The sequence below is a fragment of the bacterium genome (assembly GCA_030685015.1).
Classification (GTDB): domain Bacteria; phylum CAIWAD01; class CAIWAD01; order CAIWAD01; family CAIWAD01; genus CAIWAD01.
The window spans coordinates 11,990-25,296 of record JAUXWS010000046.1 but is presented as its reverse complement, the minus strand read 5'-3'; the positions used below and the strand labels follow the sequence as shown (position 1 = coordinate 25,296).

Sequence of the window (13,307 nt, the reverse complement as noted above, 5' to 3'; positions counted from 1 at the left end):
AATCCCGCTGAGGCGGCCTGTTCACGATTGCAGCTCCAAGAGGCCGCGCACCCGTTCTCCCAGGTCGCTCAGACGGAAGGGTTTGTTGAGGAAGGCAACTTTGCGGTAGTTGGTGAAACCGAGTACCTGGGTCGCCGAGCTGTAGCCCGACATCATCAGCACGGGCAGCTCGGGATCCCGGTTGCGCACTTCCAGAAGGAGCTTGAAACCGTTCATGCGCGGCATGTAGACGTCGCTGATGATGAGATCCGGCCGACGGACCTGCAGGATGGCCAGGGCCTCGCTGCCATCCTCGGCCTGATGGACTTCGAAGCCCTGCAGCAGCAGGTAGTGGGCCGCCAGCTCGCGGATGCTCTGCTCATCCTCGACCAGCAGCAGGATGGGGGCGGCCTGCCGCCCGTCCCCGGCCACACGGGCGCGAATCTGCTCGGCCAGGCTGCCGGCGCCGTTGCCCGGAGCCTTGAGCAGGGCGCTCACGTCGTGCGACAGGCGGCGCATGGTGGCGGCGCCGGGATCGGGTGCCTGGAGGATGCGCAGGCCGGGTTGGCGACGATGCAGTTGGGTCAGGTAGCCGGCGTGCTGTTCGGCGCTGGTGCTGTCCACCACCACGTGCTCCAGGGGCTCGGTCGGCGGTCGGGGCCCGACGGGCAGGGCGGCGGCGCCCAGATCGGCCAGCTCCCGCAGCAGCTCCGCCTGAAGTTCCGGCTGGCTGATCAACAGGTGGAGGCGGCAGGGAGGGGCCGGGTCGGTGGGCGGCAGCGGCGCTTCCGGGGGCGCCGTCTCGGGCCGGCGCGCTTGCGGCGGGGTCGCCTCGCGGGACTGGCGGCGGTACTCCTGGGCCCGCTGGTGCAGGGCCAGGACGCGCTCGATGAGGAAGTCGTCCGGCGTGTTGCGGGGCAGGTACTCGGCCAATTGGATGCGCGCCAGCTGCTCGCGCTCCTCGCGCAGGGCCTGGCGGTCGGCGGGATCGGCCGCGCCCACCATCATCACCCCGCCCGCCGCCATGCGGGGAAAGGCTTCGCGAATCATGGACATGGCCACGCTGACATCGTGGTGCTCGACCCGCAGATCGAAGATGACCACATCGGGCAGGGCCTGCCGATAGCCGGCCAGGGCGCCCTTGCCCGCCGGGAAAAATTTGAGGCCGGCCAGTCCCTCGCCGCGCAACAGCCCCTCCAGGGCCGCCGCCCAGCTGGCATCATGGCCGATCAGATAGACTGGCATCTCGTTCACGGGCATCCCAAAGCTGGAGTGTGGAACAGCCGCCGTCCTTCCCCCTGCTATCGGCTAGTACAGGGCCGGATTTGCGTCCACTTGTGAATTTCGTCCATCATGGGCGACGCGCCCGGCTCGAAGCGCGGTAGCGGGCGGGGTCCAATCCATGCCGTTTCAACTTGAGTTGCAGATTCTTGCGGGCGATGTCCAGGCGCCGGGCCGTGGCCGAGACGTTGCCCCCCTCCTCCTCCAGCACTTGGGCCAGCAGCTCCCCCTCAAAGCGCTCGCGGGCCTCATCCAGCGTCAGGCGGGCCAGGTCCGCACCCTGGGCGAGACCGGCGCGCCGCCGGTCCGGATGGCGGTAATCGTCCGGCAGGTGGCCGAGATCGAGCCGCTCCCCCGGATCGGCCAGCAGGCAGCGCTCAAGCAGGTTCTCCAGTTCGCGGATGTTGCCCGGCCAGTCCAGTTCCGCCAGATGGGCGAGGAAAGCACCCTCCGCCTGGGGCACGGGGCGACCTTGGCGGCGGCAAAGCCGGGCGAGGATGAAATCGACCAGCTCGGGGATGTCCTCGCGACGTTCGCGCAGGGGGGGCAGGTGGATTTCGAGCACGTTGAGCCGGTAGAAGAGGTCGGGGCGGAAGTCCCCGGCCGCGATGGCCGCCGGCAGGTCGCGGTTGGTGGCCGAGATGAGACGGATGTCCACGCGGCAGCTGCGCGCGCTGCCCACCGGCTCGAACTCCCTCTCCTGCAGCATGCGCAGCAGCTTGGCCTGCAGGGCGGGCCGCAACTCCCCGATCTCGTCCAGGAAGAAAGTGCCGCCATCGGCCTCGGCCACCCGGCCCCGGCGGTCGCGGTCGGCGCCCGTGAAAGCGCCCTTGACGTGGCCGAAGAGCTCGCTCTCGAGCAGGGTCTCGGGAATGGCGGCGGCGCTCACCTTGACGAAGGGACCGTCGCGACGGGGCGAGAAGCGGTGGATGAGGGCCGCCATCAGCTCCTTGCCCGTGCCCGACTCCCCCGTCACCAGGACGCTGGCCCCGGAGTCGGCGATGCGGCTGATGGTCAGCTGCACCAGGTTGTTCATGCGGCGGTTGCGGCTGGCGGGAAGGCCAAGCTGGAAGCGGCGGAGCATCTCGGTCATCAGCTGGCCGCCGCTCGAGGAGAGGCGCAGGTCCACCGCCAGCTGGTCGATCTCCCGCACCAGCTGCGGAAAATCGATGGGCTTGGTCACGTAGCCGATGGCGCCCCGTTTCATGGCCGCCACGGCGTCGGGGATGCTCCCGTAGCCGGTGAAGAGCATCATGCGGGTGCCGGGATGTCCTTGGATGACGGCGTCCAGCAGCTTGAGGCCGTCCAGGCGCGGCATGCGGATGTCGGAGAGGACGAGGTGGAAGGGCTCCTCCGCCAGGCGACGCAGGGCCTCGCGGCCGTCGGCGGCCAGGGTGACGCGGTGTCCCACCGAACTCAGCAGCTCGCCGACCACTTCGCGCACCACGCGCTCATCGTCCACGACCAGGATGCTGAGCCCCGAATCGGTCATGCCGCGCGTGCCCTCCAGGATGGCGCCCGGATCAATGTACCCAGCGCCCGCTCCCGTCGCAATGCGCTTCCCGGCCCCCGGGCTGAAGTTGGGCCCGCCCCCTGCCGACATTGCAGGCATGGTCGTCAAAGTCTTCGCCTGGAACCCCTACCGCTTCCATTGCTACGGCGTGCCCGCCTCCGGCGCGCCGGGCCTGGCCGCGGCGGCCGGCGGGGAGGCCGCGGACGAGATCTGGATCGCCGACCTCTTCCCCGGCTGGATGCTGCCCGGCCTGGCCCTCCACGAATGGGTGGAGCTGCGCACGGGGAGCCATCGCCTGGGCGTGCTGGTGGAACTGCTATGCTACAACGTGCTCTGGCCCTTCTACCACCTGGCCTACCTGTGGATCGTCTGGCGCTACCCGCTCTCCAACAAGCTCTTCGGTTAGCAGCCGGTCGACTTTGGCCGCCTCGCGGTCTTCTTCGCCCCTGTCGGCCCTGACTTCCGCAGCCTTCGGCTTCACCGCGGGCGAACTCCTTCCCCCTGCCAGGGGAAGGTCGGGATGGGGGTTTGCCCCAGGGTCCTCTTTTCGGCCTCGTCACGCGTCGCGACGCTGGGTCTTGCGGCGCGAGCGCCGCGGCTCTTCCCACCTTTCTTCTGGCGAGAAGAAAGGTGGGTCAAAGAAGCGCTCTCCAAGACCTCACCGGCCCTGACGAGCCCGCCTCACGGCGGGCGTCGGACAGAGGGCCGGATGATGTGAGCCGGTTGCCAATGGCAATTGGTTCAGCCCTCGGCTTCACCGCGGGCGAACTCCTTCCCCCTGCCAGGGGGAAGGTCGGGATGGGGGTTTGCCCCAGGGTCCTCTCTTCGGCCTCGTCACGCGTCGCGACTGACCGCCGCAGCAAAGGCGGGAAGTATGCGCGCGCAGAGGCCGACGAGAGGGCGACCAAGAAGAATGGCAGCTGGCTCATGTCGACGCCCAGCGCAGGTTGGCCCACGGCTCAGGATCCGTGTTCGGAGGAGGCGAGGAGATCCCGCAGTTTCTCCGCCAGGCGGCGGGCGCGGAAGCCGGTGACCGGCCGGATGCGGACGCGGATCTCCAGCACGAGGTCCCCCTTGTCCGGCCTCGCCGGCAAGCCCTGGCCGCGCAGGCGCAGGCGCTGCCCCTGCTGCACGCCGGCGGGGAGGCTGAGGTCCAGGCTGCGCCCGGTGGGGTGACGCAGGGTCGTCGTGCCGCCTGTCATGAGCAGCAGGCCGTCCACCTCCAGCTCCTGCACCAGATCGGATCCCTCCAGGCGCACTCCGGCTGGCAGGGCGGGGCGCAGCTCGAGGATGAGGCGGCCGGCCCGGCCGCCCAGGCGCCCGGGCCGGCCACGGCCGGGCAGCACCAGCTCGTCGCCGGGTACGACCAGCGCGGGCAGCGTCACCTCAAGGGCGGCGAGTCCGGGCTGCCCGATGGAAACGCTGCCGCCACCCTCGAAGCGGTCCAGGGGAAGGTGGATGACCTGGCGCAGGTCCGGCCCGTCCTGCGCCTCCGGCGCCGGACGGGGGCGCCGGAAGGGGGCCTCGTCCGCCCCCGGCTGCGCGCCGCCCGTACCTGGATCGGCCGTCGCGCGTTGATCGGCAGCGCGGGGGGAGGCGGCTGCGGCTGAAGCGGGGCCGGTGGGCCTGGCCCGGCGCGTGCGGCGGGCGTAGAGATCGTCGTAGCGGGCCCGCCGCGCGGGCTCCATGAGGAGGCGGTAGGCGGCCTGCACCTGCTTGAAGCGCTGCTCGGAGAGGGGATCCTCGGGGTTGCGGTCCGGATGCAACTGCTTGGCCAGGCGGCGCCAGGCGCGGCGGATCTCCTCCTCAGAGGCGAAGGGCGCCACCCCCAGCAGCTGATAGTAGTCGCGGAACGGCTCGCCCATCCCCTCCCCCGTCCTTGGCCTCTCCATGCCCGGATCATCACAGGTCGCGCCGCGATGGACTCCCGGCGCCGCGCCGGGACCTTCCCCGCATCAGCCCTTCCACCCGCCTTTTCATCGACCACCGCCGCGGCCCTCTTCAACCAAAGGGGCAGGATGCTCCTCCCCCGCCCCGCCGCCTGCTACGCCAGGGTTCCACCCGGCGGCGCCGCTTCCGCCGTCCAGGGTGCCGGGCCGCGCCCGGGCCTCTCTCGACCAACTTCATTCCTCATGCCATATAAATGATTATCAACACTATCCGTCCTATCTCCGTCCTACTACTTCCGAAGTTTCGAATTGCTGGCACAAGCCTTGCTCCCATCCGATCTCGCCAAAGCAGCAGGAGGCAAAAATGGCCCACAGCACCGTCCTTCCTTCCAACTCCGCCCACCTGGTCGACACCCTGCGCCGCTTCAAAATGCACAAGCGGACGCTGGAAATCCGCCTCAAGGCGGTGCGGGAGGAGCGTGACGACCTGCGCCACCTCGTCAACATCCCGGTCAACCCGCGCAGCCGTCAGCAGCCGCTCCTGGACGAGGAGAAGGACAGCCGCCTGGTGGAGATCTTCGCCAAGGTGGACGAGGGCCAGTACTTCCGGCGCGAGTTGGCGGAGCAGATCAGCGAGCGGCTGATGGACCGCCTCTGGAGCATAACCTTCTGATCCCACCTTGTTGATTGGCTGAGGTGACAGGCGCAGCCTGTCGCACGACCGGCGCCGCCCGCGGACGGAACCGGTCTTGCGGCAGGCTGCCCTCCTTGCCTCCGGCGTGTCCCGGCCACGACACCTCGCGTTGAGTATCTTGGCCGCGTGTGGCAAGACACCCAGAACCCGATCCATCCCGCGAGGACACCATGACACACTCTCCCGCATTCCCGCCTGCACGCGGCGCCCTGCTTGGCTGCGTCCTCCTTTGCGCCGTCCTGCCGCTGCCGGCGCAGGAGGAGGAGCCCGCCGCGCCGGCCGCCCAGGGCTGGACGGCCTCGGCCGGCATCGGCGCCGTGACCATGGGCGGCCAGACCTGGACCCAGATCTCGCTGCGCCCGGAGATTCCCATCGGCAAGCTGGGCATTGCCCTCGACCTGACCCTCTACTTCGACCAGGATGGCCAGGTGCGCAAGTCCGACTGGGACGAAGGCCGGGATCTCATCGACAAGATCTACTACCTGCGCTGGGCCCACAAAGGCGATCCCGTCTACCTGAAGGCGGGCGCCCTGGATGATGTCAACCTGGGCTACGGCATCCTCGTGCGCCACTACTCCAACGCCGTGCAGTACCCCTCCGTGCGGCGGGTGGGCGGCGAGTTCGACCTCCGCCCGGGCCAGCCGCAGATCGAAGGCTTCCTGGCCAACTTCCGCGAACTGGACGGCCCCGGCCTCTTCGGCCTGCGCGCCAGTCACCCGGTGCTGGGCAAGCTGCGGGTGGGGGCCTCCTTCGTGATGGACGGCAACCTCTATGCCGGCATGGCCGATGCCGACGGCGACCGGGTGCCGGACCAGCTGGATCGCTTCCTGGACCACAACGACGCCCGCGAGTACCAGCTCTGGCAGGATCTGCGCAGCGAGGTGGGCGAGGGTTCCGAGCTGTGGGAGCGCCTGCGCGGCATGGCCGGCTACCCCGGCGACGACTGGCTGGACCACCCCCTGCCCGACTACTCCAAGGCCGAGGAGTCCCTCCAGGCGCTGGGCGCGGACCTGGGCTACGAGCTGCTGCCCAACCTGGACCTCTACTTCCAGGTGGCCCGCTTCTCCGGCTACGGCAGCGGCTGGGCGCCCGGCCTGCGCTGGCGGCCTCTCCACTGGCTGTCGGCGGGGGCCGAGTACCGGGTCTGGGGCGAGCAGTTCATCGGCGACTTCTTCAACCGCACCTATGACGTGGAGCGCACCATCTATCGCGGCGACAGCCTCTACACCCGCGAGGAGCTGCTCAAGCATGCCCCGGCGATGAAGGGTTTCTACGCCGACGCCCGGGCCAGCCTCTTCAACCTCCTGACGGTCAGCGCCGCCTGGAACACGATGAAACCCGACGAGGGCGGCCACGACGATTGGAACAGCCTGTGGGCGGGGGCCGGCCTCGACCTGGCCAAGGTGCCCAAGCTCAAGGAGCTGGCGGCCTACTACTCGCAGGTGGGCGTCGAATCCCTTTTCGAACTGCGCACAGCGGGCACAATGCACGGCACGCGGGTGGGCTACGAGCTGGCGCCCGGCGCTCTGCTGCGCCTGGACTGGCGCACCACCTACGCCGACCGCAACGGGGACGGCCGCATCCGCGGCGAGGCCGAGCAGGACCGCACCTTCCTGGTGGAAACCGTCTTCCAGTTGCGATGAGCCTCGCGCCCCACCTCAACCGTCTTGAACAACGAATGGGCCGCCCCGCAGGGGAGCGGCCCATTCCATTTCCTTGCTCCAGCCCGTGCGGGCATCCGGCGACGCCCGGCGCCTGCGGCTACTTGGTCAAGCCCTTGAGTTTGGTCACCACCCAGGTGCCGCCGCGGGTCTTGTCCCGCGTCACCTCCAGGATGTCGAAGCGGGCCGCGTCCTCCAGGAACTCGCCGAAGTTGGAGTAGCCCAGGCTGCTTTCGCTGAAGGAGGGGTTCTTGCGCTTGATCGTGTCCTTGATCAGGCTGGCCAGCAGGATCTCGGAGTCCTCGCGCAGCAGCGCGTTGATGGCCGAGACCAGCTGCTTCATGGCGGGCAGCTTGTCCTTGGGAATGGTCTTGCCCAAGGCCGGCACCTCGCGCTGCTCCTCGATCCCCAGGTTCTCGTAGAAGAGGAACTCGTCGCAGTTCTCCACCAACAGGTTGGAGCTGCTCTCGCGCATGCCGATGCCGATGATCGTCTTGTTGTTCTCCCGCAGCTTGCTCACCAGGGGGCTGAAGTCGCTGTCGCCGGAGAAGATGACGAAGGTGTCGATGTGGGGGTTGGTGTGGCAGAGGTCGATGGCGTCCACCACCAGGCGGATGTCGGCGCTGTTCTTGCCGGTCATGGAGCGCTTGGGGATCTCGATCAGCTCGATGCCGTTGGCGTGCAGCTCGTCCTTGTACTTGCTGTAGTAGTGCCAGTCGGCATAGGCCCGCTTCGTGATGATGCGCCCCTTCTCCAGCAGCCGGTTGAGGACCATGCGGATGTCCAGCTTGGTCCCGTTCTTGGATTTGAAGCCGATGGCGATGTTGTCGAAGTCCACATAAAGGGCCAGGTTGCGTTGGGTCAGGTTCATGTCTCGTGATCCAGCTTGGGTCGCCGGCCATCGCGCGGCCGGCGCGGGTTTGTGATTGTCCTCCCCGCCCCGGATCAGGCCGGCGGGCGGGGAACTCGTGCGGTCAGGCCTCGGGGGAGGCGGCGCTCCCTCCCCGCTGCGGCGCGCGGCGCCGGCCATCCTCGCCGGGGCCGCCCGCTCCGCCGCCACCCCAGCTCCAGACCGAGGTGGTGGAGGGCGGCAGGGGGCCGTCCCGCTCCGTCTCGCCGGCCAGGACGGCGGCCATGTCCGGCGGCAGGGGCGCCTCGAAGTCCAGGGCCCGATCCTCCACCGGATGGCGGAAGCCCATGCGCCAGCTGTGCAGGGCCTGCCGCCCCACCAGGTCCAGATAGCGGTGGGCGCGGGTCTGGCGGTCCCCCGTGAAGCCGGCCCGCCGGGCGTCCCGGCCGCCGTAGTCGGCGTCGCCGAAGACCGGGTGCCCCAGGTGCTGCAGGTGGACGCGGATCTGGTGCGTGCGGCCCGTCTCCAGCTTAAGCTCCACCAGCGAGAGGAAATCGAAGCGCGCCGTGGTCCGGTAGTGGGTGACAGCCCGGCGGCCCTGGGGCAGGGTGAGGACGGCCATCTTGAGGCGGTCGCGCGGATCCCGCCCGATTCCCGTCTCCACCGTGCCCTGCAAGTGGCGCGGGCTGCCCCACACCAGCGCCCGGTAGATGCGGTGCACCTCCCGGTCGTGGAACATGCGGCTCAGCTCGCGCACCGCCTCGGGCGTCTTGCCGATCACCATCAGGCCCGTCGTGTCGCGGTCCAGGCGGTGGACGATGCCCGGCCGGAAGTCCTCCCCCGCCTCCTCCGGCAGCTCGTCCAGATAGTTCATGAGGGCGTTGACGAGGGTCCCGCTGAAGTTGCCCCGGGCCGGATGCACCACCATGCCCGCCGCCTTGTTGATCACCATCAGGTGCTCGTCCTCGTGGAGGATGTCCAGGGGGATCTCCTCCGCCGTGATGAGCGGCCGCGGCCGCCGCGGGACGCGCACGAGCAGCACCTCGCCCGGGCCGATGCGCTGGCTGGGCTTGGCGACCGGGCGCCCGCCGGCCAGGACCATCCCCTCCTCGATGATGTGCTGGATGAAGGTGCGGGAGACGAAGCGGATCTGGCGCGCCAGCCACAGGTCGATGCGCTCCGGGCTCTGGTGGGGACCGATCTCCAGCCGGATCTCCTCCACCTCCGGCTCCATCGCCGGCGGGTGCGGGGCCTTGCCGCCGTAACGCACGAAGCTGTGGCGGCCGCGCGGACTCACCCGGCCGTCCCCTCTCCGTCGCCGGACACCGGCGCGGCGGGGGGCTCCTGCTCCAGCCGGCCGCTCAGGCCAAGGATGAGGATGAGGATCATGCAGACGAAAATGAAGCTGTCCGCCAGGTTGAAGACCCACCAGCGCTCCAGGTGGAAGCCCGGGAAGTCGAAGCCGGCGAGGCGGGCCGCCGGCAGGTGGATGTCCGGGATGTCCACGTCGATCATGTCGGTGACGCGACCGCGCAGGACGCGGTCCCACAGGTTGCCCGCGGCCCCGCCCAGCACCCAGGGCAGCAGGCGGACCAGCCAGGTGCGGCCGGGCAGCTGACGCCACAGCCACCAGCCCAGCAGGACCACGGCCGGCAGCGAGAGCGCGGTGAGGGCCCACAGGGGCAGCAGCGAGATGCCCATCACCCCGGCGCGGTTCTCCACCAGCGTGAGGCGGACCCAGTCCCCCAGCAGGGGCAGCGACTGGCCGGGCTCCAGCCAAACGCGAACGGCCAGCTTCAGCAGCTGGTCCGTCGCGAAACACAGGGCGATGATCAGGACGGCGCGGGCGCGTGTGATGGCCGGCCTCCTATTCCTCGGGGGTCTTGCAGTCAACGCAGAGCTTGGCCGTGGGCACGATGCGCAGGCGCTGCTCGGCGATGAGGCAGCCGCATTTCACGCAGATGCCGTAGCGCCCCTTCTCGATCCGCTCCAGGGCGGCGTCCACCGTCTGGACGAACTTGCCCTGGCGCGAGGCGAACATGAAGGTCTTCTCCTGCTCCTGGGCGTCGGTGCCCTGGTCCGCCATGTGGAAGGAATAGGTGCTGGAGTCGCCGGAGGCCTGGGAGAGACCCTCCTCCAGCTCCTTCTTGCAGTAATCCAGCTCCTCCAACGCTTCCCGCCGCTTCTCCAGCAGGATGCGGCGGAATTCCTCCAGCTGCTCCGCTGTGTAGTAGGTCTGTGCCATCCGTCCTCCTCACCGCCGGCCCCGTGCCGCGCGGTCTCCTCAGTGCTCCACCTTCCTCAGGCCGATGGCGGTCCGCACCTCGTTCAAGGTAATGTCCCGCAGCTGATCCTCCTTATCGGCCAGCCGCAGGGTCAAGGCCAGCGTCTCGCGCGCCACCCGCTCGCCGTGGGCGTCCAGCACGGCGCGCAGCTCGGGTCCGTCCCGCACGATCAGCTCGATGCGGTCGCTCACGGCCAGGCCGCTCTCCTTGCGCAAATTCTGGACGCGGTTGATCAGCTCGCGGGCCAGTCCCTCAAGCAGCAGGTCCGGCGTGAGCTCCGTGTCAAGGGCGATGGTGAAGCCGTGCTCGGTGATGACCTTGAGGCCCTCGCGCTCTTTCCGCTGGATGAGCAGATCCTCCCACTTCACCTGCTCGCCCAGCACCTCCAGCATTTCGCCGTGCTCGAGCATGGCGATCTCGCGCAGGCCCCAGCCCTCGATCAGGGCCGCCGCCTCCTTCATGCGCGGCCCGAAGCGCTTGCCCAGGGTGCGGAAGTTGGGCTTGACGCTGATCTCCACCAGCTCGTGCTCGTCGCGGCTGATTTCGATCTCGCGCACGTTCAGCTCTTCGCGGATGAGGCCGGCCATGCGCCGGATGCAGTGGTCGTCCTCGCCGGCCCCCACCACCACCAGCATCTTGGCCAGGGGTTGCCGCGTCTTGAGCTGGTGCTGGGCGCGCAGGGCCCGCCCCAGCTTGACGGCGTGGTAGACAAGGTCCATCTCCCGCTCGAGGACCGGGTCGCGGACCTCCTCGTCCGCCCGCGGCCAGTCGCAGAGGTGGACGGAGACGGGCAGGGCCGGCTCCGCCGGGCGCAGCAGGCGCTGATGGACCACCTCCGTCACGAAGGGCAGGAAGGGGGCGAGGATCTGGGTCAGGTCGCGCAGGCAGCGGTAGAGCGTGGAGTAGGCCCGGTGCTTGTCGGCGTCGTCCTCGCTTTTCCAGAAGCGGCTGCGGCTGCGGCGGATGTACCAGTTGGACAGCTCGTCCATGTGGTCGACGATCGCTTCGCTGGCGCTGAAGACGTCGAAGGCCTCCAGGGCGGCGCAGACCCGCTCGTTGAGCCGCACCGTGGCGGACAGGATCCAGCGGTCCAGCTCCGCCTCCGGCGCGGCCAGCCCCTGGTCGGGCGACCAGCCGTCGATGGCGGCGTAGGTGGCGAAGAAGGCGTAGACGTTCCAGTAGGGGAGGACGATCTCCTTCACGGCGTCGCGGATGAGCTCCTCGCTGAAGCGCTTGGCGTTCCAGGGATGGCTGTTGAAGAAGGTCCAGCGCACGGCGTCGGCGCCGAACTCCTCGAAGACGGCCATGGGATCGATCACGTTGCCCAGGGTCTTGCTCATCTTGCGGCCGTCCTTGTCCCCCACCAGGCCCGTGCAGATCACGTGGCGGAAGGAACTCTCCCCCGTCAGGATGGTGGAGACGGCGAGCATGGTGTAGAACCAGCCGCGGGTCTGGTCCAGGCCCTCGCAGATGAAGTCCGCCGGAAACTGGGAGGCGAACAGTTCCGCCGAACCGGGGCGGGCCGGGTAGCCGAACTGGCCCCAGGGCATGAGTCCGGCGTTGAACCAGCAGTCCAGGACATAAGGCTCGCGGCGCATGGGCCGGCCGCAGGCGGGGCAGGCCACCGGCACGCGGTCGATCCAGGGGATGTGCGGATCGAAGTCGGGACCGAGCGGCCGGCCGGCCAGGCGCTCCAGCTCGGCCAGGCTCTCCACGCAGAGGCGGTGGCCGCAGCCGCCCTCCTCCTCGCAACTCCAGATGGGAAGCGGGCTGCCCCAATAGCGGTCGCGCGAGACGGCCCAGTCCACATTGTTCTCCAACCAGGCCCCGAAGCGGCCCTCGCCGATGCCGGCCGGCACCCAGCCGATCGCCCGGTTGGCGGCCAGCATCCGCTCGCGCACGGACGTCGTGCGGATGAACCAGGAGGGCTTGGCGTGGTACAAGAGCGGGTTCTCGCACTTGTAGCAGTGCGGGTAGCTGTGCTCATGACGGGCCTTGTCGTGCAGGAGGCCGCGGGCGGCCAGGTCCTTCACGATCTCGACATCGAGGCCCTCCTCCTTGAAGTAGCGACCGGACCAGGGGCCGGTCCCCGCCACGAAGTGCCCGGTGTCGTCCACGTGCTGGACGCGGGGCAACCCGTAGGCGCGAATGAGGCGGAAGTCGTCCTCGCCGTAGAGGGCCAGGTGGACGATGCCCGTGCCCTCCGCCGCGGTGACGTAGTCGTCCACCACCGTGCGGTGGGGTTGCCGCCCCTCGCTGTCGGGGCCGGCCTGGAAGTCCCAGAGCGGCTCGTAGTCCAGCCCGCCCAGCTCCCGCCCGGGCACCGTGCGCAGGATCTGGTGGGGCCTCTCCCCCAGCACGGCGGGCAACAGGTCGCGGGCGAAGACGAGGGTCTCGTCCCCCACCCGGGCGAAGACATAGTCCACCTCGGGGCCCAGGGCCAGGGCCACGTTGCCCAGGAGGGTCCAGGGCGTGGTCGTCCAGGCCAGGAGATAAGTGGAGGCCTCGCCCTTCAGCCGGAATCGCGCCGTCAGGGTCAGCTCCGTCACGTCCTGGTAGCCCTGGGCCACCTCGTGGCTGGAGAGGCTGGTGCCGCAGCGGGCGCAGTAGGGCATGATCTTGACGTCGCGGTAGAGCAGGCCCTTGTCCCAGATCTGCTTGATCACCCACCAGTCGCTCTGGATGTAGTCCGCCGTCAGGGTGGCGTAGTGGTCCTCCAGGTCCAGGAAGCGTCCGATGCGGCGGATGCTGTCCTCCCACTCGTCCTTGAAGCGGAAGACGGTGGAGCGGCAGTAGTCCTGGAACTTCTCCACACCGAAGGCCGGGATCTGGCTCTTGTCGGTCAGGCCCAGCTCCCGCTCGGCCTTCAGCTCCACCGGCAGGCCGTGGGTGTCCCAGCCGGCGCGGCGCAGCACGCGGAAGCCGCGCATCGTCTTGTAGCGTGGCCAGAGGTCCTTGAGGGCGGACTGCAGCATGTGCCCGATGTGGGGCCGGCCGTTGGTGCCGGGCGGGCCGTCGTAGAAGACCCAGTCGGGGCAGTGCCGGCGCTGCTCGATGCTGCGGGCGAAGACGCGCTCCTCGTCCCAGAAGCGCAGCACCTCGTGCTCGAGCGCGGGGAAGTCGACCTTGGACGGGACGGGGGTGTAGCGGCTCAC

General features: G+C 69.3%; 11 protein-coding genes. 3 read left to right on the top strand and 8 right to left on the bottom strand.

Going from position 1 to position 13,307, the window contains the following annotated elements:
- Positions 1-21: 21 nt before the first annotated feature.
- Both Q8O14_06205 and Q8O14_06200 read right to left on the bottom strand, forming a co-directional pair.
- On the bottom strand, positions 22-1,224 hold the full coding sequence (locus Q8O14_06205; GenBank protein ID MDP2360330.1) for a response regulator: 1,203 nt from the start codon (positions 1,222-1,224) through the stop codon (positions 22-24).
- A 106-nt stretch (positions 1,225-1,330) separates the two neighbouring features.
- Positions 1,331-2,752, bottom strand: a complete 1,422-nt coding sequence (locus Q8O14_06200; protein ID MDP2360329.1) for a sigma-54 dependent transcriptional regulator — start codon at positions 2,750-2,752, stop codon at positions 1,331-1,333.
- Between the two features lie 118 nt (positions 2,753-2,870).
- On the opposite strand from Q8O14_06200, the gene Q8O14_06195 reads away from it, so the two are divergent.
- A complete protein-coding gene (locus Q8O14_06195; GenBank protein MDP2360328.1) occupies positions 2,871-3,179 on the top strand; it encodes a hypothetical protein in 309 nt (102 codons plus the stop codon).
- A 553-nt stretch (positions 3,180-3,732) separates the two neighbouring features.
- Here the strand turns inward: Q8O14_06195 and Q8O14_06190 are convergent.
- A complete protein-coding gene (locus Q8O14_06190) occupies positions 3,733-4,638 on the bottom strand; it encodes a DnaJ domain-containing protein (protein MDP2360327.1) in 906 nt (301 codons plus the stop codon).
- Between the two features lie 388 nt (positions 4,639-5,026).
- Here Q8O14_06190 and Q8O14_06185 point away from each other — a divergent pair, with 388 nt between their 5' ends.
- Together Q8O14_06185 and Q8O14_06180 are read left to right on the top strand one after the other, a co-directional pair.
- Positions 5,027-5,335, top strand: a complete 309-nt coding sequence (locus Q8O14_06185) for a hypothetical protein (protein MDP2360326.1) — start codon at positions 5,027-5,029, stop codon at positions 5,333-5,335.
- Between the two features lie 191 nt (positions 5,336-5,526).
- Positions 5,527-6,999, top strand: a complete 1,473-nt coding sequence (locus tag Q8O14_06180) for a hypothetical protein (GenBank protein MDP2360325.1) — start codon at positions 5,527-5,529, stop codon at positions 6,997-6,999.
- A gap of 118 nt (positions 7,000-7,117) precedes the next feature.
- Here Q8O14_06180 and Q8O14_06175 read toward each other — a convergent pair whose 3' ends face one another.
- From Q8O14_06175 to ileS, 5 genes are all read right to left on the bottom strand, one after another.
- Positions 7,118-7,888, bottom strand: coding sequence for an NYN domain-containing protein (locus tag Q8O14_06175; protein MDP2360324.1), 771 nt, complete (start codon positions 7,886-7,888; stop codon positions 7,118-7,120).
- A gap of 103 nt (positions 7,889-7,991) precedes the next feature.
- Positions 7,992-9,164 (bottom strand): RluA family pseudouridine synthase, encoded by a 1,173-nt coding sequence (locus tag Q8O14_06170; GenBank protein MDP2360323.1) that lies wholly within the window; start codon positions 9,162-9,164, stop codon positions 7,992-7,994.
- The gene (locus tag Q8O14_06165) at positions 9,161-9,760 is read right to left on the bottom strand and encodes a signal peptidase II (protein ID MDP2360322.1); all 600 of its coding nucleotides are present in this window, start codon (positions 9,758-9,760) and stop codon (positions 9,161-9,163) included. Before Q8O14_06165 ends, Q8O14_06170 begins: the two co-directional genes overlap by 4 nt.
- Entirely contained in the window at positions 9,735-10,112 is a 378-nt protein-coding gene (locus tag Q8O14_06160; GenBank protein MDP2360321.1) for a TraR/DksA family transcriptional regulator, read from the bottom strand. Before Q8O14_06160 ends, Q8O14_06165 begins: the two co-directional genes overlap by 26 nt.
- Before the next feature lie 39 nt (positions 10,113-10,151).
- Positions 10,152-13,307 carry an isoleucine--tRNA ligase gene (gene ileS, locus Q8O14_06155; GenBank protein MDP2360320.1) on the bottom strand — a complete coding sequence of 1,052 codons (3,156 nt, stop codon included), beginning with the start codon at positions 13,305-13,307 and terminating at the stop codon, positions 10,152-10,154.

What these genes read in the sequence shown, in the direction of transcription:
- Q8O14_06190 (MDP2360327.1), bottom strand. Translation starts at nt 4,638, where the DNA reads ATGGGCGAGCCGTTCCGCGACTACTATCAGCTGCTGGGGGTGGCGCCC.
- Q8O14_06180 (MDP2360325.1), top strand. Translation starts at nt 5,527, where the DNA reads ATGACACACTCTCCCGCATTCCCGCCTGCACGCGGCGCCCTGCTTGGC.
- Q8O14_06195 (MDP2360328.1), top strand. Translation starts at nt 2,871, where the DNA reads ATGGTCGTCAAAGTCTTCGCCTGGAACCCCTACCGCTTCCATTGCTAC.
- Q8O14_06200 (MDP2360329.1), bottom strand. Translation starts at nt 2,752, where the DNA reads ATGACCGATTCGGGGCTCAGCATCCTGGTCGTGGACGATGAGCGCGTG.
- Q8O14_06160 (MDP2360321.1), bottom strand. Translation starts at nt 10,112, where the DNA reads ATGGCACAGACCTACTACACAGCGGAGCAGCTGGAGGAATTCCGCCGC.
- Q8O14_06185 (MDP2360326.1), top strand. Translation starts at nt 5,027, where the DNA reads ATGGCCCACAGCACCGTCCTTCCTTCCAACTCCGCCCACCTGGTCGAC.
- Q8O14_06205 (MDP2360330.1), bottom strand. Translation starts at nt 1,224, where the DNA reads ATGCCAGTCTATCTGATCGGCCATGATGCCAGCTGGGCGGCGGCCCTG.
- Q8O14_06175 (MDP2360324.1), bottom strand. Translation starts at nt 7,888, where the DNA reads ATGAACCTGACCCAACGCAACCTGGCCCTTTATGTGGACTTCGACAAC.